The sequence below is a fragment of the Ruegeria sp. YTSA075 genome, from assembly GCF_059610245.1.
In genome coordinates, this window is sequence record NZ_JBXWNG010000002.1 from 476,355 (window position 1) to 501,005 (window position 24,651).

Consider the following 24,651-nt stretch of genomic DNA (forward strand, 5'->3'; position numbering starts at 1 on the left):
ATAACTACTGCGCGCCCCGGTAATGCGAGACCGCCTCTTTCGGTTGCAGGACCGCATCGGACTTACGCCCAAGGAAAAACACGCCACTGGCCCCGTCAACACGATAGGGTTCAGGGATCAAGCGATCCAGATATTGCGCCCAGAAGACACAAAGCTTGGCAATCTTGCCCGCCGTGCGAGACCGGAACAGACCCCGGAACAGGTAGTCGACAGACCACATGAACTGCACCCCCGGACCCGCGCTGGCGCCCGAATCGATCCGATCGAACGCGCGGAACAAATAACGGTGGCCGCTTTCGGTGAAGCGGGTGAAATCATAGGCCCCTTCGTGGACCTGCTGCAGAAACGGGGTTTCTGCATAGATCAACCCACCTGGTTTGAGCACGCGATGAATCTCGGTCGCGACCTGGCGGGGGTCCAGCACATGTTCCAAAACCGCCTGAACGATCACGCCATCAAATACGTCATCCTGCATCGGGATGTCATGGGCATCGGCAACGAACTGGATGTTTGGCGACTGGTAGATGTCGAAGGCAAAGATTTGAACGCTGGGGTCATCGTAGAGTTTCCCCATCCCCTGCCCGACGCTACCGCCGCCCACGATCAGAACACGCGGGTTTGGGTTCAGTGACTTAATTTCAGACAGGAACCGATCCACATTGCGCAAGGTCACCTGTTTGATGGGCGATGCCAGCCGTTTTAACAGCTTCACCGGCCCGCGATAGCTGCGCCGGTGAATCTGCGATTCCACTTCGATATCCGTGGGCTTGGGTGGCTCGATGACCGAGGTTTCATAGTTCACAAAGACCGGTACCCCGCCATTGACGGCACAGGGGCCGGTGCCCTGTTTGAAATCATCCCGGATCAGATCCCGGATCGCCTCGGTCGGGGCCAGTGGCATCAGGACGCCTCCCGCGAGAGCCCTGCGACATGAGGCTGCAGGAATTCTGTCAGCTTTTCATGCATGAAGTCGATCTGTGCCTGAACCAAGCCATGATGGCACGCCAGCAGAACACCACCGCGCATCACTTCGTCCGAGACCGGATAACCCGCCGGGTCGGTGCGATATTCAACACCTTTCATGGCCGGTTGCCGCAGGATGTTGCCGGTAAAGACCGGACGGGTCTGAATATCAGCGGTTTCCAGGAAGATCTGCATCTCGCGGCGCGTAAACGGCGCGCCATCGCGGATCGTGACCGGGAAAGACAGCCAGCCAGTACGCGAACCGGGCAGCTGACGGGGCAGGATGAACCAGTCTTCATACTGCTTGAAGAACTCCAGATGAGCCGCGAACGCCTCTTCGCGTAGACGAATATTGGTATCCAGTTTGCTCAGCTGTACCAGGCCAAAGGCAGCACTGATCTCAGACGGTTCAAGATTGAAGCCCAACGCTTCGAACAGGAACTTGGCATCATATTCAATACCATCCAATTGTACATTGAACCGATTTTCGATGGCCTCAGATTCAACAAACAGGGACGAGCTGCGCCCCCAGGACCGCATCAACAGCGCCTTGCGCGCCAACTCGTCATCGTTGACACACAGCATGCCGCCATTGCCAGCCCCGTTGATCACGTGGCTGCCATAAAAGCTGGTGGTCGAAACGTCGGAATACACGCCCGTGCTGGTGCCATCCATCTGCGCGTCCAGCGTGTCGGCGCTGTCTTCGATCACTTTCAGACCATGCGCATCCGCCAGTTCGCGGATTTTGCGCCAGTCCGGCAGGTTGCCGATCAGCGAAGGGATCATCATGGCCGAGGTGTTCGGCGTGATCATCCGTTCGATCTGATCCACATCGATATTATAGGTGCCCACGGCGGCATCCACGAAGGCCGGAATCAGACCCTTGCGCACTAACGGTGCTACGGTGGTGGCAAACGTCAGGGCGGGCGTAATGACTTCACTGCCTTCCGGCAGGTCCAGAATCTCAACCGCCAGATAGTTTGCAGACGAGCCCGAATTGGTCATGATGCCGTGGTTCTTGGCAAAAAGCTTGGCAACCTTGGCCTGCATCTCGCGCACCTTGGGCCCCATTTGGGTCGATGTTTTCAGAACCTCGACAACGGCGTCGATCTCTTCCTGGCCATGGACGGTTTGCCCGTAGTTCACTCTCATAAAAGGCGCTCCTTAAAAATACGCAGCTTACTGTGCGGCGACCGGGGTCGCGTCATGTGTGTCAGATGCTGTCAGGGTTTCGAAGTATTCGATTTGTGTCGCGGTGACCTGCGCCATGTTCTTCCCCGCTGCATGGGCTTTGTACCAATCCGCAGTCAGGTTGATGGCCCCTTGCAGCGTCAACTGAGGGCGCCAGTTCAGGCGAGTTTGCGCTTTGGTACTGTCCAGGCGCAGGATACCGGCCTCATGCGGGGCGTGGGCAACCTGATCGGGGAAACTGAACATAGGCGCCCCATCGCCCCAGGCCCGTTGGATCATGTCCGCCAGTTGGCGCACATCCACGGTGCTGGACACATCCGGACCAAAATTCCACGCCCCGGCATAAGGCGCACCGTCGGTCAGCATCTTTTCAGCCACGCGCAGATAGCCCGAGACAGGCTCAAGAACATGCTGCCAGGGGCGCACGCTGGCGGGGTTGCGAATGACAACCGGTTCACCCTTGCCCCAGGCACGGATGATATCGGGGACAAGACGATCCTCGCCCCAGTCACCACCGCCGAACACGTTCCCGGCGCGCACCGTCGCCAGCTGCGGACCGTTCGGGTCAGAAAAGAAGGAATGCGCATAGGACTGGGCGACAAGTTCGGTCGCCGCTTTGGATGCGCTATAGGGGTCTTTGCCGCCCAGCGGATCGTTTTCGCGATAGCCCCAGACCCACTCGCGATTGTCATAGCATTTGTCACTGGTGATCACGATCACAGCCTTGAGCGACGGCATCTTGCGCGCAAGCTCCAGCACATTGGCGGTGCCCTGCACGTTGGTGGCAAAGGTCTCTGCCGGTTCCCGGTAGGATTTGCGCACCAGAGGCTGCGCAGCCATGTGGAACAGAACCTCGGCATCTACTCCCTCCAGCGTGCTGGCAAGGACATCAGGCTCGCGAATATCTGCAAACCGGCTGTCGGTGGCCTGGGCCAGATCACAGCTGTCATAGAAGTTTGGGCCAGGCTCGGGTGGCAGCGACAATCCGGTCACCTGTGCGCCAAGCCGTTGCAGCCACAACGACATCCAGCCGCCCTTGAACCCGCTATGACCGGTCACAAGGACACGGCGGCCATTGAACTGACCACCGAACATCTGATGCTGATGTGCAGTCATTTTGCCCTCAGATTGCAACCGGGTATTCGGCTGAAGATTGATCGCCGAACTGCATCCATGGAGGCGTTTCCTCTTCGCTCAGCGCGTTCAGCGCGTTGCGATCACGGATCGTATCCATCGGATGCCAGAACCCATCATGACGGTAGGCCATCAGTTCTCCGTCCCGGGCCATTTGTGACAGAGGCGACTGTTCCAGCGGCTCGTTGTCGTCAACCATGTAGTCCATGACCCCCGGTTCGAACACGAAATACCCGCCATTGATCCAGGTCTCGCGGCGGCGCACTTTTTCGGTGAACGCATCGACCCGGTCGCCCTTAAGTTCAATGTTGCCGAACCGCGCAGGAGGCTGCACCGCTGTGACAGTAGCCAGCTTCCCGTGGGATTTGTGGAAATCGATCAGAGCGTTGATATCAATGTTGCCCAGACCGTCTGAATAGGTGCACATGAATGTCTCACCCGGGTCCAGCCATTCCTTCAGACGACGAATGCGCCCGCTGGTCATGGTGTGCGCGCCGGTGTCAACAACCGACACATTCCAACCACCCGGTGCCGACGGCACCAGCTTCAGCTCACCTGTATCCAAAGCAACCGAAATGTTGTTAGCGATCAGGTGATAGTTGGCAAAAAACTGTTTCAACAAAAGGGCTTTGTACCCTGCGGCGACAACAAAATCGCGATGGCCGAAATGGCTGTAAATATCCATGACCCGCGCGATAATCGGTCGTCCACCAACCTCAACCATTGGTTTCGGAATCGCAACCGTTTCTTCGGCCAAACGCGATCCCAATCCTCCTGCCAGAAGTACTGTTTTCATCTGTGCTACTCCCTCAAAATACCTTTAACTAAACTTCAATGTTACATCGGGGTTAAGGCGGATTGCCTGTTGTTGCTGGGGCGGGGTGGGTGGTGCATTCGTATCAATCTGCCACTCCCGCGCGCTTGGAGTATATCACACCTTTTCCGTAGCGGTTACTTAACCCGTCTTTTGGCACCACAGCGTAGCCATTTGTTTCCGCATAGCGCAACAATGGTGCCTCAAGCGTGGAATCATATCCCAAAAGGAAAGCGGAGGGCGGATTGGAATCAAACAGGGCCACAAGATCATCTGCCCCGGCCATGACATAGTGCTGTGCCAGATCCGGGTCGGTATAGGGCGCGATGCGATATGCGAAGGGACCCGTGGCTAGTTCAGCATAGACCGGCAAATGGGCTTCCAACGGATATAGCGGCATCAAGGTCGCTACCGGGCCATCCGGGATCGCGCTGTCCGCGACCACGTCCTGCAGTGCCTGCGCGCCTTGCGCAATGCGGGCGGCTGTAAAGCTATCGGGATTCGCAAGCTTCAGCAGCCCTGGTGCCAGTCGCGGCGCGCCCAGCAACACCATCAATGCGAAACCCGCCGTGCAAAGAGGTACAATAGCCGCAGATTTTTCAGCGGGAACAAGGCGATAGATCAAAGCAGCCAGAAGTGGCACAGCGATCAGCGGCTGGATAAAATATTGAGGAAATCCCGGAGTCGGTACAAAGCTAAACATCGCCGTTATGCCCAGCAGGGCCAGAACCGTTATGATCTGACCTGTTCCATGGCTAAAATGCAGAGCTGTGTTTCCAGCCAGTACAGCAATGAAGAACAGCGCCATCAATCCGATCAAGGCCGCACCCCCAAACCAGGTTGCATAGGCCAACAGGACCTTACCACCGATCCCCATGGCCAGCCCCGGCTCGGACCCGGCGTTCGCCTGCCAATAGGCTACATGCGGGCCGGTGTGAAATTTAAGTATATGCGCCAGAAAATCCGAAGGGTCAGAGGCCAGATACCAGAACAGGGGAATGGCCCCGATCAACCCGCCGATCAGCACTGGCAGAACGACCCCACGCAGTCGAGCCGCAAAGGGCAGATGCCAAGGCAGCAGGAATGCGGCGATGGCAACCGGTGGGATGAACATCGCGGCACTGACCTTCATGCCCGCAGCAATCGACAGGCAAAGGCCGGACAGCACCAACCAAAGGAAACCCGGACGATCCTTGAGGGTCTGAACTATAAACAGGCCAAGCCCCCATGCAGCAAAGGGCAAAGGCAACAGGTTGTTGCTGGCGGCCATACCGGCCTGGGCTTGCAGTGTTTCATTGACCACAAGAGCGACAACAAAGAACACCGCCAGAAGGCGCGAGCCGGAGATCCGCCAGGTCGCCCAGCCGATACCCGAGGCCAGCAACAACCAGGCGCAGAACTGTCCAGAACGGGCCGAGGCTAGCAGGCCATCGCCTCCGAACAACAGGTAGAAGCCCCTGTAATACCACGCAGAATTCGGAACGTGGTTATAGAAGAAATCGCTGTAGAGGCTCCAATAGCCCAAAAGTTCAGCTGGGGGTACGAACATCAACTCGTCCCGACGCAGGCCGTATCCCATGATACGCCCGTAAAGTGCAGCAAACAGGACGACCAAGACGCCAATAGTTGCAAACCGTGCCAACATGCCACCAGCATAGCGCCGGGTGACACGGGCGTCCTGATCAATATTCAGACCGGGGTCGACGGAGTGGGTCATTACACCCCTTTCTGCGGGCTGGGACGCAAAGCGCGTGAGATCAGGACATAAGACAAAACAACAGTCGGCCCGAGTGCAACGGCCTGTGCCAGATAGGCATCAAACCCAATCTGCAAAAGACCCGACAATAGCGCCGCGTTGAACGCATAAACGATGATGTAGGACACTGCGTAATGCGGCAGCCGCCCATAGCCCTGAACATAAAAAACGAACCGACCATGAACCTGAAAGTTCCAAAGAACCCCCACACCGAATTGGATGGCCAGCGCCACCTGAGGGTGGGCTCCAAACCACACCAGTACCGAAAATACGGCATATCCAAACAGCGTGTTGATCACACCGGCCCCGATAAACCGCAGGATCCGGTCCCACCCGTGCCGGGTGGGGGTGATCACGCCAGATTGACTCAGTTCTGACATTTTAAAAAACGCTCGCAAGAGCCCTTATTTACTCGTAACACACACGGCTTGGGTCAAAGCCGACACATCAATAACTTCAGACAATACCCTTAATGGCCACCGACGGTTTCCAAAGCATCGGATTTTGCAAAGGTGCCGACCATCTTTTCGGTTGGGATCGCGGTGATCTTCGACTTGGTTCGAGGTTTGATCAGATCCTTGGTTTCAATCGGACGCAAACCGTTGACACCATAACCCGGCACCAGCTCTTTCAGCAGCTTTTTAACGCCTAGATCATCGCCATCCAGCGCAGCCTGTTCCAGCTTGAGGATCATAGCACGCAAACGCGCGACCGAGACACCTTCGGGGATCGCCGATGCCACACCCGGGATGCCGCTTTCGCGATGCTCCTCGGTCACATCGAACAGTTCCTCATACAGCTTTTCGCCTTTGCGGATACCAATGAACTTGATGTCGATATCCTTGTAAGGAACCAGACCGGCCAGACGGATCATACGCTCGGCCAGATCAACGATTTTCACCGGGCGACCCATGTCCAGAACAAAGATTTCGCCGTGGCTGTTTTCCAGGTTCAGACCTTTGGCTGCCGCAACCAGCGTCAACTGGACGGCCTCACGAATGGTCATGAAATAGCGTTCCATCTTCGGGTCGGTGACCGTCAGCGGGCCGCCTTCCGAAATCTGGCGCTGGAACAGCGGGATCAGCGAACCCGACGAGCCCAGAACGTTACCAAACCGGACCGAAAAGAAGCGCGTGGCCTCATCAGTGCCATTGGTTACACGGTCCTGCGCCTGAGCGTAGAACTCCGCAACACGCTTGGTTGCGCCCATGACGCTGGTGCTGTTCACGGCCTTGTCGGTTGAAACCTGCACCATCGCAATGGCACCCACGTTGCGCGCGGCATCGGCCACGTTACGCGTGCCGATCACGTTGGTCAGAACACCTTCACAAGGGTTCAGCTCGACCATCGGCACGTGCTTCAGCGCGGCCGCGTTGAACACCAGTTCGGGACGATGACGTTGAAAGATTTTGTTCACACGGTCAGCACTACGAATATCGGCAACATAGATGCGGCGCGGGACTTCGGGGAAGTTCTGGCTCAGGTCCATGTCGATCGAATAGGCATTGTATTCCGTGTTTTCGATCATGACGATTTCCGCTGGCTCGAACGAAGCGATCTGACGTGTCAGTTCGCTGCCGATCGATCCGCCGGCCCCGGTGATCAGCACACGGCGATCCTTGAACATCTCGCGCAGCATCGAACGCTCAACCGCCTTTTGCGGGCGATCCAGGATGTCTTCGGGGTTCACCGTGCGGATACCGTTGCTTTCGGTGCCCAGTTCTTCAAGACCGGTCAGACGTGACACGGTAATGCTGTTGGCTTCGGCCCAGCGAGTCAGCTTACGGATGCCATCGCTTTCAAAATGGGTGACCGGCTCGGTCAGCAGAATACGCTGAGGCAGATTGTCATCAAACTTCAGCCGCTCGATCACGGCGTCTGCATCCAGCAGCGAGCCGATGATCTTCACGTCGTGAAAGTACAGGCCTTGCGTGTTACGCGCGTCATCGATGATGCCCACGGGCTCATATTTTGATTCCGTGTTACGCAGCGAACGAACAAAAAGGTCGCTGCTGGCGCCGGTGCCAACAAGGATCACCGGGATTTTGCCATTTTCACTTGCGGTGCAGCCCTGAACCTTGCGCTTGAACTCGGTGCTGCGGGCAATGATGCGCAGGCTGCCCAGTGCAGGCACGATCAGGAAGAATTGAATGACATAGACAGCAAGCGGAACATGCGATGTGACTGCAGCCGCCATGCCGAACAAGGCCAGCGTTGCGACACAGAAGAACGAAGCGCGCACGATCAGCGCCACATCACGTAGCGACGTGGACCGGGTGTGACGCTTATAGATGCCCGACATCGGCAGGATCGCCAGTGCGATCAGGCAGGACATCAGAACCAACGGGATCAGTGCCGCAGCCGCAGCCGCAGGCAAAGCGCCTCCATTCGCCAGCACCACAGCCATCACAACGGAAACAGCCGAGGCGACAACATCGCCAATAACCAAGCGGCGGTTTGCGCTCAGCTCAATAAGTTTTTGCTTCAATGTGGATCCGATGTCGCCCAGTTTCAGATCGGGTTCGATCGCAGTATCTTTAACAGACCCATTCTTGAGCTTAACCAACTCACGCTCATACATACTCAGTACTCCGGCGTACAAATTGCCCACTACTACCCGACTCAACTGGACAGATCGAAAACAGACGATCAGCCGTCAAAGCCGCACTCACGCGCCAGCAGAAACCACTTGCTGGCAAGTTTGATTATTTTTGTAAGGTCCCCCTAGACCGGCTCAGGTTTGAAAATCATCAGACCTTGCGCCACAACCCTTTCTCACTCGTACAAACCAAACTACAATGTTTAGCAGCCAACGTGACCGCTAAGGTTTCAATATGATTAAAATCTAGCATAGCCAACACCGGAGCAAAACGCTTTTTTCACCTTTCCGGCATCGTTCGACCAAAGAAATGTCTTATTTGCCAATGTTCGCACAGCATTCGGTCTGTTTGAGAACTTTTTGTAAACATCTGATCGAACGAGACGCGCTACGCGATTTGGCGCCTTTGTTTCCAGACCGGAAACGCAATGTGACTTATGACACACAACAAAACTCAATTGATTCGAGCCATTTCAAGCGGTTTGGCACTGCTCCAGGCGTCGGTGATGCCGGGATCGATTTCGGCGATGCGGGCCATGTCTTCGGCGTAGAACTCGGCCAGGCGCCGCGACAGATCGTCTGACAGTGGCGGATACTGAACCTGACGGGCGACAGCATTGCGCAAGGACCGAACCGGCCACGTATGCCGAACAGGATCAATGACAGAACGAACCGGTGCCAGGATTTTGCGCAGCGGCAAAGGCACCATCGCAGCGTTCTTGTCCTTGACCTTTTTCTTCACCGGCGCTTCCAGTTTACCGGGCAGGTTGAGATGCGCGCGTACCTTTTCCAGGTTCCCGGATGGATTGCGACGAATATCCTCATAGGCCAGCAACAGGATTTGCTCGGCCGGGAACAGATCATAGAACCGCGCCACATGATGTGCATAGCGCCCATCAGACAGGAACCGTTTGTCCGCCGCACGCGCCGGATTTAGGTAGTCTTCGATCCGGTCCGAAACCTCTCCACGGCGGAACAGCATGCAGTAATCCGAATAGGCGCGCTGAACCGGATCACGCATTTGCAGGATCAAACGCGCATCTGGCGCAAAATCCCGAATGCGCTGCGCGGCCTCAGGTACTGTCAGATAAGAATTCGACTTCTCACCGATTAGCGCAGCCTGTTCACATCCGTCGAACTGATCCCGATACCAACCCAAACCTTTGTCGTATTCACGAGAAAAGAAGTGTAGCTCGGGCCCGGGCATATAGATGGCCGGGGTTTGTGTCAGCGAATGCTGCAACCACGTAGTCGCACATTTTGCAGCACCTATGATCAGAAAATCGACGGGTCTGTCAGCGGGCAATGTCATCATGAAACTCGTTAACTAAACTTCCCAAGGGCCTGGGCCCGAATACATTTAACACTCAATTCGACGTAATAACCGTTTTCCTGACGACCTCGATCGTATCACCCGGTTGCACCGGATCGGTTCCCTTTACACGCTGCGTTTGAACATTTCCGCCGCGAGTGACGATGAACTCGATCGTTGTCTCGCTGGCGATGTCATCCTCGCTCAGATAACCGGCGGCGGCCAGTTCACCATGCAGGGTCGACGCGGTTTGCAGTCGGGTCTTCAGCGATGCCAGTTGGCTTTCAACCTCATTCAATTTCACCAAAGCATCCGAACGCGCCGTGTCACCAAGTTGCAACTCATCTCGCTGCGCACGGTTGAGGTCCTGACGCGCGACCAGCAAGGCGACCTCCTGATCCAGACGCTTCGACTCCAGATCGTTCAGCGCATTGGTCATCGCGGTAACACGGTTCGACGCGGTCAGGCCCTTTTCCCTCAGAGAATTCAGATTCTCCAGTTCTTTCGAGACGTTAGCGATCTGCGTGTCGCGCAACTCAAGCTGTTGTGTCAGGCTTTCGATCTGTTCTTTCAGCAGCGCCTGCAGATCCCTGATCCGTTCGCCCTGCCCTTCGCGCGCAGCCAATGTGGCCTGAAGGATTTCGCCTTCCAACCCCTCAGGCGCGTTTGTCAGGTCAGCGCCTTCGTCATCGCCTTCCAGAACGGACAGATCCGCAATCAGACGCTGGCGCTGCTGTTCCAGTTCATCAATCTGCGTGGCCAACAGGCGAATCTCACCGCCCATCCGCAACACCTGGATATCATTGCCCGTTGCCAGTTGAATCGGCGGGCGGATCGGCCCTCCGGCCAGCGCAAGAATTTGCTGCGCCGTCATACCCACGTGGAAATCGTATGCGCCTGGGGAATTCACGTCGCCCAGTACATAGACCGGCAGATGGCCAATCACCTCCAGCGCGATGCGCGGCGGTTCAACCATGCCTATTTGACGGCGGAATTTCAACTCCAGCGCCGCTGCCAGCTCTGCCGGGGTGTGCCCCTCGGCTTCGACCTGGCCGACAAGTGGAATCATCAAATCACCATCACCGGTGATGGTGTATTCGCCGGTCACACCGGTCCAGCTTATGTAAGTTGTGGACTCCGCATCCCAGCGCATCGCCTTCAGAGACAGCCGATCCTGCGGCAGCAGGCGATATCCCTCGGCCCAGACGGTGCTCGCCGCCAGAGTGAACATCACCAAAATTACTTTGAAACAGGTTTTCAAACCTCTGTCTCCCAACTCACTAACTCTACGATCTTTACTACAAACCAACTGGTGGTTCTGTGATCTTCGATACACAAGAAACGCAAGCTTTTTTAGCGGTGCGTCAAAAAATGATTGGGCCCGGTCAGACATGCACAAGCCCGCAATCTCAAGCTAAGCACTCCTGTACAACGTGACAAGGGAAACGGCCCGTCGTTACGGGAATCCCGCGCGCTGCCTCAAATCCGAAACAATGCTCTGCGACCCACCAAACCGTTCACGGAATTCGCTGTGATGCCGCCACCAAATTCCCGACTTTCTACGCAACCGGCTTGATTCGATCAAAGCGCCGCAGACTTCTTGCAAAACACATCCAATTCGAACAGATTGAGGCAGTCGCTGCCCGGCTGATCTACCTATTGCCGCTGGCGGGTGATTTGTTTGTTGATTTCAAGTGTTGCGGTGCGCCGCATGTGTTCTGAGTTGGATTGAACTGTGAATAGAGTACCCGAAATTCTGCTCTGCCTCCTGTTGGGTCTTATTTCTCTGCCCTTCTTCCTGATTGCATGTCTGATTGTCGCAACCTCTGTCGGGTTGCCATTGATGTTTTCACAGCGCCGCTGTGGTCTGGGCGGATGCGAGTTCAATCTGTTCAAACTCCGCTCGATGTCCGAAGAACGCGGCCCGGATGGCGCGCTGCTGCCCGATGATCAAAGACAAACCCGTGCCACAGCCCTGATCCGCCGCTTACGTTTGGATGAAATCCCGCAGCTGCTGCTGATTCTGCGCGGCCACATGGCGCTGGTGGGTCCGCGCCCCCTGCTGCCCGAAACCATCGAAAGCTTTGGGCCCGAGGGGCAGTATCGCTGTTCGGTTCGGCCCGGCCTGACCGGTTGGGCACAGGTGAGTGGCAACACAAATCTTAGCAACTCCGAAAAGCTCAGCCTTGATCTGTGGTATGTGGCACATCGGTCTTTAGCGTTGGATCTGCAGATCATGTCAGAAACCGTTGGCGTTGCGCTGCGCGGCGAGAACCGTCGCACAGACCGGATTAAGGCTGCCGCGGATTGGTTGCAGCAACACCCGCCTCAAAAATCTTCGTTCCAGGGGTCGCCCGCATGAAAACTGTATTTGTCGGGGCTGTCGAAACCTCACACGCTGCATTGGTGTCGATATGTGCTGCGGGGCATGCCCCCGATCTGGTTATGACATTGCCGTCCCATCTGTCACATCGGCATTCCGATTTTGTTGATCTAAGCGTTGTGGCCAATCGCTATGGTGTACCCATTGAGCATATTGAGAAGACCAATGCCCCCGAAACCATCGCACGGATTGAGGCCCTAAAGCCCGACCTGATCATGGTTATCGGCTGGTCGCAAATCTGCGGCCCAGCCTTTCGCGCGATCCCCAAGCTGGGGTGCATCGGCTTTCATCCCTCGGCCCTGCCGAAGCTGCGCGGGCGTGGGGTTATACCCTGGACCGTGTTGCTGAGGGAACGAAACGTCGGATCGTCTCTGTTCTGGCTTGGCGAAGGTGCCGATGATGGGCCCATTGCGGCTCAGGCGCGCTATGCCGTTGATCCAAACACCGTCACTGCGCGCGAGCTCTATGATCGCTCTTTGCGCGCCATCTCGGGCCTGCTGCCCCCGTTGCTTGAGCAGATTGCCGTGGGAGACATACCGCGCGAACCTCAGCCCAACGCAGGGATGAGCATTTGCGCGCGTCGTCGGCCCGAAGACGGCCTCATTGACTGGACGCGTTCGGCCGAAGAGATCGAATGCCTGATCCGCGCCTCTGGTCCGCCCTATCCAGGGGCATTCACGCAGGGCTCGGATGGTCGGCAGATTGTAATCACAAAGGCCAAATTCTCGGAACCTGACGGTTACTATATCGGCCTCCCCGGTCAGGTGCAGGACATTGATGGCCAAAACTTCACCGTCGCCTGCGGGGATGGGCGCAGCCTTGATATTCTGGAATGGTCCGGGGCGGATATTCCCCCGGCCATACATTCGAAATTGGGAAAAACGTCATGATAACCACCGATCTCATAAGCGCCGGGGCCGGACCTGCCTTGGTCATCGCCCCTCACCCCGATGATGAGGTGCTGGGCGCGGGTGGTACAATCGCCCGGCTTGCCGATGCGGGCCGCGAGGTACATGTGGTTGTGGTGACACGTGCAAAGCCACCGAAATTCCGGGATGAGGACACCGAGGTCACCCGCGCTGAGGCGCGTAAGTCCCATGACTATCTGGGCGTGACGCAGACGCACTGGTTAGATTTCACCGCGGCTGAGCTATCGGAACAGCCGCATTCCGATCTGAATGGCGCTTTGGGCAAACTGGTGCGTGATCTGGGGGCCGACCTGATCCTTGCGCCGCATCCGGGCGATATTCACATGGATCACCAACTGACATTTCTGTCCAGCCTCGTGGCGAGCCGTCCGCATCAGGACAAATACCCGGCGACCATTGCAGCCTACGAGACGTTGTCGGAAACCAACTGGAACGCGCCGTATCTAACCCCGCCTTTCGTGCCCAATGTATTTGTAGATATCTCGGACACGCTGGAACGCAAGCTTACGGCTTTTGCGATGTTTGAAAGCCAGGCCAAACAAGCCCCGCACGAACGGTCGGTCGACAGTCTGCGCGCGTTGGCGACCCTACGCGGTGCAACCGTTCATCGGCATGCGGCCGAAGGGTTTGTTCTGGTCCGAACCGTAGTCTGACAGGAGAGTTCGAAATGGCATCTTGGCCCATATACGATCAGGAACAGATTGATGCGGTTAGCCGGGTTCTGGCGTCGGGCAAAGTCAACGCCTGGACCGGACCGGATGTACGTGCGTTCGAAGATGAATACCGCGCCTATACGGGTTCTGCCCATGCCATCGCCATGGCCAACGGCACGGTGACACTGGATGCGGCACTGCATGTGCTGGACCTCGAGCCCGGCGACGAAGTGATCGTCACGCCCCGCAGTTTTATTGCCTCGGCCAGTTCCGTGATGCTGGAGGGTGGAGTACCGGTTTTCGCGGATGTCGATCCGGTCACCCAGAACATCACCGCCGAAACCATCGCGCCGCTGATCACGTCGCGCACACGCGGGATCATTCCGGTGCATCTGGGCGGCTGGCCCTGTGATATGGATGCGATCATGGATCTGGCAAAAGCGCATGATCTTTGGGTGATCGAGGATTGCGCGCAAGCCCATGGCGCGATGATCGGTGACCGCCACATGGGCACTATCGGCACATTCGGGTCGTTCTCGTTCTGCCAAGACAAGATCATGACCACGGGCGGTGAAGGTGGATTGCTGACAACCAATGACGATGAGCTTTGGTCGCGAGTCTGGAGCTACAAGGACCATGGCAAGGGCTATGACACGGTGTTCAACACCGATCATCCCCCAGGGTTCCGCTGGCTGCATGATTCCGGGCCCGGCACCAACCTGCGCATGACTGGCCCATCGGCGGCTTTGGGCCGTGTTCAACTGCAACGTCTGAACGATTGGCGCGCGCATCGCACGGCCAACGCCCGAATATTGGGCGAAGCGCTGGCAACCTGCCCCGCCTTCATCGTGCCAATCCCACCCGACAGCATGACACATGCCTATTACCGGTTCTACGCCTTCGTGCGCCCGCAGGCCCTGGCCTCGGGCTGGTCGCGCGACCGCATTATTGCCGAGATCACGCAGGCCGGATTCCCCGCCTTCTCAGGCAGTTGCTCTGAAATCTACCTTGAAGATACGTTCCGCAAACATGGGCTTGGCCCCGCTGAACGCCTGCCGGTGGCGCGTGAGTTGGGCGAGACCAGCCTGGCGTTTCTTGTTGATCCCGGCTGGTCGCAAGAAGACATCGCGCGTCTTGCACAGGTCATCGTTGACGTAGGCAATCAAGCCCTGGCAGGGCAAAAGGCGGGATAAATGATCCTGCACGTGGTCACAGATTTCTCAACCCAGGGCGGCGCGCAAGCGATGCTGGCGCGGCTGCTGGCGCATTCCGGCGAACGCGCGGTTGTGGTGGCGCTGACTGAAGTGTCCGACCGTTGCCGCGCAATGGCGGGAAATGAGAAGGTCGAATACATCTCGCTGCGGGCCCGGTCGCCTTTGTCTTTTCCCCGTGCCATCTGGCAGATCGCGCGGTTGATCCGGACCCATAAACCCGATGTGGTACTGTGCTGGATGTATCACGCCATGGTTGTTGGCCTGATCGCGCAGGTTTTGTCACTGCGACATGCGCCAGTGATCTGGACCGTTCGGCAGGCTTTGGATGACCCCGCCGCCTTTACCCGCAGCACCCGGATCGCCGTGCGCCTTTCACAAAAACTGTCGCGGTATTGCGATGGGATCATCTACAACTCGACCCGAGCGTTGGAGCAACACGGCAAATACGGATTTGCACAAAACAATGCTTCGGTCGTGCCGAACGGTTTTCTTTTGCCCGACGCACCAACCCCCAGACCTGGCCCTGCGCGCGTGATTGGTCTGGCCGCACGGTTTCATCCGCAAAAGGATTTTGAGACGTTTTTCCGCGCTTTTGACATCGCGCGCCAAACGATCCCAGATCTGACCGCCCGGTTGGCCGGGGATGGTGTGACAGCCGAGAACGAAGCCCTTCGCGCACTGATGGCCCAGGCCGGCGTTCCCGAAGACAGCGTGACGCTTTGCGGTGATCTGCACGACATGACCACGTTTTATAACAGCATTGATCTTCTCGTTCTGTCCTCGCGCACCGAAGGTTTCCCAAATGTCATAGCCGAAGCAATGAGCTTTGGCCGCCCTGTTGTAACTACTGACGTCGGAGACGCGGCAAAGATCGCAGGTGATATTGGCTATGTCGTACCTGCCCGTAATGCCAAGGCACTAGGTCAGGCCCTGACAGATGCCGCGAACTGGAGCGCCGAAACCTACGCGCAACGCAGCGCGGCAGCCCGGCAGCGCATCGCCTCGCAGTACTCACTTGCCGCGATTGCAGCGTCATACGACGCGGTTTTGTTCGGCAATGCACCAAAGGCCGGGACGTCGACCGCCCCGCATACCGGATAGGAAGACAGGGCCATGTGCGGCATCGCCGGATATCTTGCATTCAACCCAATCGGTCGTGACGCAGGCACCGCCGCATTGAAACAGATGTGTGACAGCATCGCGCATCGCGGCCCCGATGCGGATGGCATGTTCGTAGACCCCGAAACAGGCGTGGCCTTGGGGCATCGCCGTCTGGCCATTGTCGACCTTTCTGAGACCGGCGCGCAACCCATGAGCTCGCCCAGCGGTCGCTACTGCATTGTTTACAATGGGGAAATCTATGGCTTCCTCAACCTGCGCCAGAAGTTGATCGATCTGGGCGTAACGTTCCGGGGCACCTCGGACACCGAAGTTTTGCTGGCCTCAATGGACCAATGGGGCGTGCGCAAAACTCTGGAACTGGCCCATGGCATGTTCGCCTTTGCCGTGTTTGACCGACAACAGAACCGGGTTATCTTTGCACGGGATCGGCTGGGTAAAAAGCCACTTTATCTGGGCGTCAAGGGTGGCAATCTGCTGTTCGGCTCGGAACTCAAAGCGCTACGCGCCCATGCGGCTTTTGGCGTGCCCGAGGTCGACCGCCGCGCGCAGGAGCAATATGCGCGCTATGCCTTTATCCCGGCCCCGCTGACCATTTATCGCAACGTGATGAAACTGCCGGCGGGCACGATGGTCGAGGTTCAGCTGGATACGCCCCCATCCTCGGCCGAGGATCTGGTAACAGGGCTGCACAGGTTCTGGGACTTGCGGGATCGGGTCGAAGCCTCTCAGGCTGATCGATACGCGGATGAGACGCAGGCGTTGGACGGGATCGAAGAAGCGCTGATGTCGGCAGTGGGCGAGCGTATGGTCGCCGATGTGACTGTTGGTACGTTCCTGTCCGGCGGTATCGACTCCAGCCTGATCACAGCGATGATGCAGCAGCAATCTGATCGCAAAGTCACCAGCTTCACTGTCCGTTTCGATCATGACGCAACGAACGAGGCTGATCACGCCGCGGCCATCGCCAAACATCTGGGCACCGACCATCACGAGGTCACCGCAACGCCCGAAATGGCGTTTGATCTATTGCAGACCCTCCCACAAGTCTATGACGAGCCTTTTGCCGACCCCTCGGCCTTTCCGACGCTACTGGTATCACAACTGGCCAGCGAAAAGCTGAAGGTGGTGATGTCAGGTGATGGTGGAGACGAATCGTTCGGCGGCTACGAGCGCTATTCCCGCATGATGGCAATGGAGCGGATCAGCGCGAAACTGCCCGGTCCAGCGGCATCTGTTCTGGCGGCCTCACCTGCGGCTGTGACGCAGGCAGCCGCAACACTTCTGAAACCGTTGGCTCCGGCCTCGATGCGGGATCAGATCACGCCCGATCGGTTGTCGAAAGTAGCCGCGATTGCCCGCCACCCGGATTTCCGCAGCCGGTATGATGCGCTGTTTACCTTGTGGACCCCTCCATCTGCATCCGATCAGGGCCTGTTCCGATCACATTCGTTGCCGCATGGACTCGGCCCCGTTGATACGATGATGCTGCTCGATTCCGAGCTCTATCTGCCCGAAAGCATTCTGGTCAAAGCCGACCGTGCCTCGATGTCAGTCGGGCTTGAGATCCGCGCACCACTGTTGGACCACCGCGTGGTCGAGGCCGCTTGGCGCGCGCCAGATACCCTGCGCTATGATGGTAAATCAGGTAAAGTCGCCCTTCGCCGCCTGTTGGACAAACGTGTGCCGAAAGCGTTGTATGACCGGCCAAAACAAGGCTTTGGCATCCCGCTTAATGATTGGTTGCGGGGGCCGCTGAAATCCGTTGCCAATGATGTCTTTGCGTCAAACAACGGTACTTTGGATGCAGTCGACCGGGCGCAGCTGAACAAACGCTGGTCCGAGCATCTGTCAGGCCGCCGCAACTGGGGTCCACATTTGTGGGTGGTGCTGATGTACCATTTCTGGCAGCAGGAATGGATGGCCTAGAGCACTTCCATTTTCATTGAGTGGTCACGTTATCACCAATGTCCCGAGCGCGCGCAGCGCGGCAGGGTAATGGTGATTCAAAATGAACTGGAAGTGCTTCATGGCAGCGGATCGCCTGCCAGAACACTCAGATATTCCTCAAGATTTGACCAGCCATCGCCATCGCGGTCTTTCCAGCCGTCGCTGCGGTCATCTGGGTCCAGACCTTCACGGGCCACTTCCCATGCGTCCGGCAACCCGTCCAGATCGCGGTCATTCAGAGCGGATATCTCGGGTAGATCAGGCCAACCTCCGGCCTCATCTGGGTGGTCGATCCTGTGCCCGCCACAGCCCCGGACATTTTCGATGATCAATCGGTCCAGACTGTCCAACTCTTGATCCGGCCCTGAGCGCGCACCAACGTTGTTCAGCACATGCTCCAATACGCCCGAGACAGGTTCCGGCGTGAGCGACAAAGGAAAGGCGGGACGAGAGACAACATTGGCTCGGGCCGCAACATCCACCACACGCCCCTGTTTCGACCTGTCGCAAAGCAGGTCCAACCGATTGTCCAGATAGAGGTTATCGTCAGCAAAAACCTCAAGCTTGTTATTAGGCTCGACCGGAAACACTTCAATCGCAGCAGGGCGCGGGCGGTTTCTTGTACTCGGCCCGGGCAGAATTACGTTGCCAACATAGTTGATCCATGTATCGCCATAGAGGTTCCGAAATTCACCAAATTGCGACGAGGCGTCATAAAACACGTTGTTCACGATATCGACAGGGCCCAGAGCGGTTGAAGATACATCAGGGTTGCGGTCGCGGTTATGGGCAAACAGGTTCCCCGTAAGGGTGATCCGCCCACAGTCTGAGACCGCCCCATCCTTGGAACAAATCAAAGCGCCTTTGGAATGCCGCCGCTCTGTATGGCTCGATTTGTCCAGACCATAGGCCAGGATCGTGTTGGCGATGGTGATGTCATGGCTGGCATAGCGTTCACTGCCGATCCCAAGGTTTTCATCAACGCCAAACGCAACCGAGACATGGTCGACATAGACATCCGTGCTGCTTTCAATACCCAGCCCATCAACACTCGGCGAGGGTTTCTTACTGGGACCTGGTCTAAATTTCATAAATCGCAGCAACACGTTATGTGAATCGTACACCATCAGCGGTGATGACTGCACATTCCCCACGCGCAGCTGTATCCCCTGCCCCGGTGCGGTTTGCCCGGCAATATAGGTATTGGGGGAAACGCGGAGTTGTTTGTCTACAACGATGGTACCAGACACGGCAAAAACACAGATCCGCCCGACACCCGGATGCTGCACGCATTCGCGCAGGCTGCCACGGCCGGAATCGGCCAGAGTGGTCACGTAGTATACGCTGCCGCCACGCCAGCCATTGGCGTGTTTTCCGTATCCCACGGCTCCGGGAAACGCGACCTGCCCTTTTTCAGACTCATCTGCCACCGCGCCTATTGTGAAAGGCATAGTCGCCGCGAGAAAACTCAGAAACGCGAGGTGAAAACTGCGAAAAACATGCATGCTGGACCTAATCATGTCGAAACCGAAATACGAAACACAAGGGATTGTTCAACCCTCCGGAACAGACCCTAGCGCAGCTTGTCGGGTATAACACCCCAAACCTGTCGCATCGGCGCTTTCCGGCAAAGAATTGATCGAATTGAAAAACTCCTGTCACTTCGCGGCAAATTCACTGTGGTTTGGCACCAACCAGCGCGAAGGAGCAAGGATTCCGGCCTTTCCCTTTCACATCGTATCGGTGCAGGATGCACACACGAATTTCCAGGCGGAGCCAGCACGTGATTTCAAGTGAGACATACCGGCATATGTTGGCCTTCGCAGTTGTAGGGTCCCTGGCATTTTTCGTGGATGCCGGGGTGTTTACGGCCTTGGATACGCTGGGCGCGGGCACGTTTCTGTCACGCTGCCTGTCCATCCTGACATCGGTGACCTTCACCTGGTATCTGAACCGAACGTTTACATTTAAAACCCAAGCCCCACCCAGTTTCATCGAATTTCTAAGCTATCTGGGCGGCATGCAGTTGGGCCTGATCACCAACTTCACCACGTTCTTCGTCGTGCTCTACGTCTCAGAGTTCGCGAATGCATATCCGATCATCGCGCTGGCGATTGCAACACTGGCGGGGATGACGATCAACTTTCTGATTTCCAGAAAGATTTTGCAGAAATAACCAAGCCGCGATAAAAGTCAGGTATTACCGCGCAGTTGCACCAAATCTACTTGAATACGCTGTTTATCGGTTGGACTAAATTTATCAGTTGGGGAAACCCGTTCGTGCTCAAAAACTTCTTCCTCATATGCCTCAGTACGCTGATCAGTCTGGCTGTGCTTGAGGTGGCATTGCGCCTGTTTGACCCCTTGGGCTTTCAACCGCATATCAGCCGCGATCTGGCAAATGTTCCTCTGGTTAATGACGAGAATTATTTCTGCACAGGTGGGCCAAAGCGTCTGATCCCGCATCCTGTGGTGTACTCACGCGAAACGCCCAATCAGTCTTATTTTGAGTTCCGCAACGATATCGCCACATTCGTCAAGATCAACGAACAGGGCTTTCGCGGTGTGTTCGACCCAGGTGATGAGCAAGAGCGTGTGATCGTGCTTGGGGATTCTTTCATTCGCGGCAGCTTATCTGACGAGACGGAAACCATCCCTGCCTTTTTGTCCGGATGGTCGGAAGATACGCATTTTGTCAATCTGGGTACCGGCGGCCACGGCACGCTGCAACACGCGCTGACCTATGATGAGTTCAAAAGCCAAGTACCGCACGAAACGGTGCTATTGTTCATATTCAATCGCAACGATCTGGTCGATAATGTGCGGTTTCGGAAATGGCAGCAGGCGCCCAAGCCAAGCTCGCGTGAACCCACAGCCACACAGCGATTGAAACGCGCCTTTGCAAAGCTCTACGTCGGCAAACTGGTGCTGAGTTTCAAAAGCGCGTTGTTTGATCAGAACCTGTACCCGTCGGTCCCGACCGATATGGAAGAGGCGCTTTTGCTTCAATCCCTTGCGGACCTTTCGCAGTCAGTCGCGGATCAAGGCGCAGAGTTGATTGTGTTTTCTCTGCCCGATATCTCGGAATTCCTGGGCAAGGATACGATCACCTTCCGGGATGACCCGGTTGGGTATTCTGACGCGGTGCGTCGCCTGATTGCGGGGGCCGCCGAACAGAATGGATTTGCCTATCTGAACCTGAAACCGGGCCTTGTCGCGATATCCGAAGATCTGAACCGTCCGACAGCAGAACTGTACGGCACACCGGACCACCATCTGCAAGAGATCGGCAGTTTCGCTGTGGCAAATTTGGTGGCACAGTTCCTTCAGGACAACAGCGTTGCCGCCTTTACCCCGGATGCTGAATTTGTGGATCGCATGCATGTCGATCCAGCCAATGTAGCCTGCCCCTAAGCCTCATCCGCTTCACCCAGCAGTGCAAATTTGCGCCCATGCAAAACGATATGCAGCGGGTATTCCGGCAGATGCATCGAGTGCAGGCGGCGCTTGAACTCCTCAGCGCCGATATCCAACGGCAATTGCTGCATGGCGGAAAGCTCTTTCATCCTGCGTGCCTCACCGCGCCAGGCTTCGTCGCCCGAGGCTTTGATTTGATCTGTCAGGAAGGATTCGCCACCGGTTGCGATCCCACCGATCACCTCCTGCAACAGGTGATAAAGATACAGATGCGTGCGCGCCAGAACAGACCGCAATCCATCCTTTGGCAATATCGGAAACCGCAGCGCTTTTATGATCGCGCCGTTATCGACTTTGGTGTTGATCAAATGGGCCGTCACACCGTATTGATCCGCCCCTTCATATAGCGCGAAATTGATACACCCACTGCCTGGGTATTCCGGCGGAGCCGGATGGAAGTTGATCGCAGCAACCGAGGCCGCGTCGATCATCGCCTGATCCAGAATAAAGTAGCTGCGAAAGCAAAAGATATACTCACCCCGCCAGTCCCGTACCCAGTCGGGCAGGCCATGCCCGAGACCTTTGGATTCAACATAACTGACGTCAAAGCCTGCATAGTTCAGAAACTGCAGCGCCTTTTGCGTGCCGTCACAATCCTCGCGGCCAAAGAACAGGACTTTGGCGCCACTGGTATGGGTCTTTTGCTGAGTTTCGTTCGTCATCACGTCCACGCGTCCAAATCACGCCCCGCCATTATTGGGGTCTGGTTGGTCGAGACTATGACATACAAAAATCGCCTGCTCTAGGGCAGGTTTGGAAAGGCCCGCACCGATGTGGCGCGGGCCTGTTCGTTTAGTCAATGATGGCGTTCAGCGTGACGCTGGGGCGCATCACTGCTGCCGCCTTTGCCGGGTCGGTGTGATAGTATCCACCCAGATCAGCTGCAGCACCTTGGGCCGCTGCCAGTTCAGCCAGGATCTGCTCTTCTTTGGCCGCCAGTTCTTTGGCAACCGGTGCAAACTCTGCGGCCAGATCGGCATCGTTGCTTTGCGCAGCTAGCGCGTCCGCCCAATAGCGGGCGAACCAGTAGTGACTGTCGCGGTTATCAGGCTGTCCGACTTTGCGGCTGGGCGATTTGTTGTTGTCCAGAATGCCCTGCGTTGCAGCTTCGGCGGCCGCGCCCAACACGCCCGCCTTGGTGTTGCCCTTGCTATCGGCCAGGAAGTTTAGCGATTCACCCAAGGCGCAGAATTCACCCATGGAATCCCAACGCAGGTGGTTTTCCTCAACCAACTGCTGCACGTGTTTCGGGGCCGAGCCGCCAGCACCTGTTTCGAACAGACCGCCGCCATTCATCAGCTTGACGATCGACAACATCTTGGCCGAGGTGCCCAGTTCCAAAATCGGGAACAGGTCAGTCAGGTAATCACGCAACACGTTGCCTGTGATGGCAATCGAGTCGTTGCCCGCAGTAATGGTTTCCAACGACTGACGGGTCGCCTCTCGCGGGGCCATGATCTGGAACTTGTCGGCCACGCCCGCCGCCTCGAGCACGGGTTTGACGTATTTGATCAACTCAGCGTCATGGGCGCGGTTGGTATCCAGCCAAAAGATCGCCTCGGACCCCGTCAGGCGCTGACGGTCCATCGCCAGTTGGATCCAGTTCTCGATGGGGGCTTTCTTGACTGTGCAGGACCGCCATATATCGCCCGTTTCGACGTCATGCGAATGCAGCACCTCGCCATTGGCCAGAACGATGCGGATCGTGCCATCGGCAGGGGCCTGGAATGTGGTCGGGTGTGAGCCATATTCCTCGGCCTTCTGAGCCATCAGACCAACATTGGCCACAGCTCCGGCAGTCGCCGGGTTCAGCGCGCCGTTGGCTTTGAAGAACTTAATGGATTCATCATAAACCGGCGCATAGCAGCGGTCGGGGATCACGCAGTTGGTGTCGCCTTTGGCACCGATCTCGTCCCAGCCCTTGCCGCCCGCACGGATCACCGCAGGCATCGAGGCATCGATGATCACGTCCGACGGAACGTGCAGGTTGGTGATGCCTTTGTCGCTGTCCACCATATACATGGACGGGCGGTCGCCCTTGATCGCGTCGATGGCCGCCATGATGTCAGCATTGCCCTGAACACGCTCCAACAGATCACCCAGACCCGAGTTTGGATTCACGCCCAGTTCATTCAGCTCGGCACCGAATTTCTCAAACACCGGGGCCAGCCACGCCTTGACCGCATAGCCAAAGATGATCGGGTCGCTGACCTTCATCATCGTGGCCTTCATGTGCAGCGAGAACATGGTGCCGTCTTTCTTAGTGTCTTCGATGGCCTCGGCGAGGAAGGCGGACAAGGCTTTGACCGACATGAATGTTGCGTCGGCTACGGTGCCTTCGGCCAGCGGCCAGCCGTCTTTCAGAACGGTGACACTGCCGTCCTTGCCGACAAATTCGATCTTCGCATCACCGGCCTGAGCCGCCGTGATGGTCGCCGATTTCTCATTTGCGTAGAAATCATTGCCCGGCATCGAAGATACTTTGGTTTTGCTGTCCGACGCCCATTCCCCCATCGAATGCGGGTTCTTCTGAGCATAGTTCTTCACCGCCCGCGCCGCGCGGCGGTCGCTGTTGCCTTCGCGCAGAACCGGGTTCACGGCCGAGCCCTTGATCGCGTCATAGCGCGCGCGGATCGCTTTTTCTTCGTCGGTCGAAGGCTCTTCGGGGTAGTTCGGAATGTCATAGCCCTGCGACTGCAGCTCTTCGATTGCCGCCACCAACTGAGGGACAGACGCCGAGATGTTCGGCAGCTTGATCACGTTCGCATCGGGTGTTTTTACCAGCTCACCCAGAGCGGCCAGATCGTCGGTGATGCGTTGAGTGTCTGTCAGGTTTTCCGGGAAGGTCGCCAGAATACGGCCCGCCAACGAAATATCCTTGGTGCCAACGCTGACACCCGCCGCCGATGCGAACTTGCGAATGATGGGCAGAAACGAGGCGCTGGCCAGCTCAGGCGCTTCGTCTACAATGGTATACAATATGTCGAAGTTCGATTTATCTGCCATATTCTTTTACCTTTTTTAAGCCTTTCGGGGCGTGCGATCCAAGAGTTAGGCCACATCAGTGCGGCGCGGGAGGGGTCGGCGTAAGCTAACGCCCCTGGGTGACTCTGTTTTGACAGGGCCTCCCTTAAATGACCTTGGAAAGGGAATCAAT

Annotated in this window: 20 protein-coding genes; 8 read left to right on the forward strand and 12 right to left on the reverse strand. The window is 56.9% G+C overall.

Going from position 1 to position 24,651, the window contains the following annotated elements; all coding sequences use genetic code 11:
- Positions 1 to 4: 4 nt before the first annotated feature.
- From AC2FGE_RS05345 to AC2FGE_RS05385, 9 genes are all read right to left on the reverse strand, one after another.
- Positions 5 to 901: a class I SAM-dependent methyltransferase gene (locus AC2FGE_RS05345; protein ID WP_496818167.1), complete on the reverse strand. Its 897-nt coding sequence runs from the start codon at positions 899 to 901 to the stop codon at positions 5 to 7.
- Positions 901 to 2,115, reverse strand: a complete 1,215-nt coding sequence (locus AC2FGE_RS05350; RefSeq protein ID WP_496818168.1) for a DegT/DnrJ/EryC1/StrS family aminotransferase — start codon at positions 2,113 to 2,115, stop codon at positions 901 to 903. The genes AC2FGE_RS05345 and AC2FGE_RS05350 overlap by 1 nt, the downstream gene beginning before the upstream one ends.
- A 27-nt stretch (positions 2,116 to 2,142) precedes the next feature.
- The gene (gene rfbG / locus AC2FGE_RS05355) at positions 2,143 to 3,270 is read right to left on the reverse strand and encodes a CDP-glucose 4,6-dehydratase (protein ID WP_496818169.1); all 1,128 of its coding nucleotides are present in this window, start codon (positions 3,268 to 3,270) and stop codon (positions 2,143 to 2,145) included.
- A 7-nt stretch (positions 3,271 to 3,277) separates the two neighbouring features.
- The gene (gene rfbF / locus AC2FGE_RS05360) at positions 3,278 to 4,084 is read right to left on the reverse strand and encodes a glucose-1-phosphate cytidylyltransferase (RefSeq protein WP_480547977.1); all 807 of its coding nucleotides are present in this window, start codon (positions 4,082 to 4,084) and stop codon (positions 3,278 to 3,280) included.
- Between the two features lie 103 nt (positions 4,085 to 4,187).
- Positions 4,188 to 5,819 (reverse strand): hypothetical protein, encoded by a 1,632-nt coding sequence (locus AC2FGE_RS05365; protein ID WP_496818170.1) that lies wholly within the window; start codon positions 5,817 to 5,819, stop codon positions 4,188 to 4,190.
- On the reverse strand, positions 5,819 to 6,238 hold the full coding sequence (locus AC2FGE_RS05370; RefSeq protein WP_496818171.1) for a GtrA family protein: 420 nt from the start codon (positions 6,236 to 6,238) through the stop codon (positions 5,819 to 5,821). Before AC2FGE_RS05370 ends, AC2FGE_RS05365 begins: the two co-directional genes overlap by 1 nt.
- 89 nt (positions 6,239 to 6,327) lie before the next feature.
- Complete coding sequence (locus AC2FGE_RS05375; protein WP_496818172.1) at positions 6,328 to 8,439, reverse strand: polysaccharide biosynthesis protein; 2,112 nt, start codon at positions 8,437 to 8,439, stop codon at positions 6,328 to 6,330.
- A gap of 472 nt (positions 8,440 to 8,911) precedes the next feature.
- Positions 8,912 to 9,769, reverse strand: coding sequence for a sulfotransferase family protein (locus AC2FGE_RS05380; RefSeq protein WP_496818173.1), 858 nt, complete (start codon positions 9,767 to 9,769; stop codon positions 8,912 to 8,914).
- A 55-nt stretch (positions 9,770 to 9,824) separates the two neighbouring features.
- The gene (locus AC2FGE_RS05385) at positions 9,825 to 11,000 is read right to left on the reverse strand and encodes a polysaccharide biosynthesis/export family protein (RefSeq protein ID WP_496818174.1); all 1,176 of its coding nucleotides are present in this window, start codon (positions 10,998 to 11,000) and stop codon (positions 9,825 to 9,827) included.
- Positions 11,001 to 11,504: 504 nt separating this feature from the next.
- On the opposite strand from AC2FGE_RS05385, the gene AC2FGE_RS05390 reads away from it, so the two are divergent.
- The 6 genes from AC2FGE_RS05390 to asnB are packed head-to-tail and all read left to right on the forward strand — an operon-like array spanning position 11,505 to position 17,996.
- Positions 11,505 to 12,131: a sugar transferase gene (locus AC2FGE_RS05390; RefSeq protein WP_496818175.1), complete on the forward strand. Its 627-nt coding sequence runs from the start codon at positions 11,505 to 11,507 to the stop codon at positions 12,129 to 12,131.
- A complete protein-coding gene (locus AC2FGE_RS05395) occupies positions 12,128 to 13,042 on the forward strand; it encodes a methionyl-tRNA formyltransferase (RefSeq protein WP_496818176.1) in 915 nt (304 codons plus the stop codon). Before AC2FGE_RS05390 ends, AC2FGE_RS05395 begins: the two co-directional genes overlap by 4 nt.
- The gene (locus AC2FGE_RS05400) at positions 13,039 to 13,734 is read left to right on the forward strand and encodes a PIG-L deacetylase family protein (protein ID WP_496818177.1); all 696 of its coding nucleotides are present in this window, start codon (positions 13,039 to 13,041) and stop codon (positions 13,732 to 13,734) included. Before AC2FGE_RS05395 ends, AC2FGE_RS05400 begins: the two co-directional genes overlap by 4 nt.
- 14 nt (positions 13,735 to 13,748) lie before the next feature.
- Positions 13,749 to 14,927, forward strand: a complete 1,179-nt coding sequence (locus AC2FGE_RS05405; RefSeq protein ID WP_496818178.1) for a DegT/DnrJ/EryC1/StrS family aminotransferase — start codon at positions 13,749 to 13,751, stop codon at positions 14,925 to 14,927.
- Entirely contained in the window at positions 14,928 to 16,049 is a 1,122-nt protein-coding gene (locus tag AC2FGE_RS05410) for a glycosyltransferase (RefSeq protein ID WP_496818179.1), read from the forward strand.
- 12 nt (positions 16,050 to 16,061) lie between these two features.
- A complete protein-coding gene (gene asnB, locus AC2FGE_RS05415; RefSeq protein WP_496818180.1) occupies positions 16,062 to 17,996 on the forward strand; it encodes an asparagine synthase (glutamine-hydrolyzing) in 1,935 nt (644 codons plus the stop codon).
- A gap of 98 nt (positions 17,997 to 18,094) precedes the next feature.
- Here the strand turns inward: asnB and AC2FGE_RS05420 are convergent, their stop codons facing one another.
- The gene (locus tag AC2FGE_RS05420) at positions 18,095 to 19,468 is read right to left on the reverse strand and encodes a pectate lyase family protein (protein WP_496818181.1); all 1,374 of its coding nucleotides are present in this window, start codon (positions 19,466 to 19,468) and stop codon (positions 18,095 to 18,097) included.
- 359 nt (positions 19,469 to 19,827) lie between these two features.
- Here AC2FGE_RS05420 and AC2FGE_RS05425 point away from each other — a divergent pair, with 359 nt between their 5' ends.
- Complete coding sequence (locus AC2FGE_RS05425; RefSeq protein ID WP_496818182.1) at positions 19,828 to 20,193, forward strand: GtrA family protein; 366 nt, start codon at positions 19,828 to 19,830, stop codon at positions 20,191 to 20,193.
- Positions 20,194 to 20,297: 104 nt separating this feature from the next.
- Positions 20,298 to 21,431 (forward strand): hypothetical protein, encoded by a 1,134-nt coding sequence (locus tag AC2FGE_RS05430; RefSeq protein ID WP_496818183.1) that lies wholly within the window; start codon positions 20,298 to 20,300, stop codon positions 21,429 to 21,431.
- Here AC2FGE_RS05430 and AC2FGE_RS05435 read toward each other — a convergent pair.
- Both AC2FGE_RS05435 and AC2FGE_RS05440 read right to left on the reverse strand, forming a co-directional pair.
- Positions 21,428 to 22,156, reverse strand: coding sequence for a formyltransferase family protein (locus tag AC2FGE_RS05435; RefSeq protein ID WP_496818185.1), 729 nt, complete (start codon positions 22,154 to 22,156; stop codon positions 21,428 to 21,430). The genes AC2FGE_RS05430 and AC2FGE_RS05435 overlap by 4 nt on opposite strands.
- Before the next feature lie 130 nt (positions 22,157 to 22,286).
- Positions 22,287 to 24,500, reverse strand: coding sequence for an NADP-dependent isocitrate dehydrogenase (locus AC2FGE_RS05440; protein WP_496818186.1), 2,214 nt, complete (start codon positions 24,498 to 24,500; stop codon positions 22,287 to 22,289).
- Positions 24,501 to 24,651: the final 151 nt, after the last annotated feature.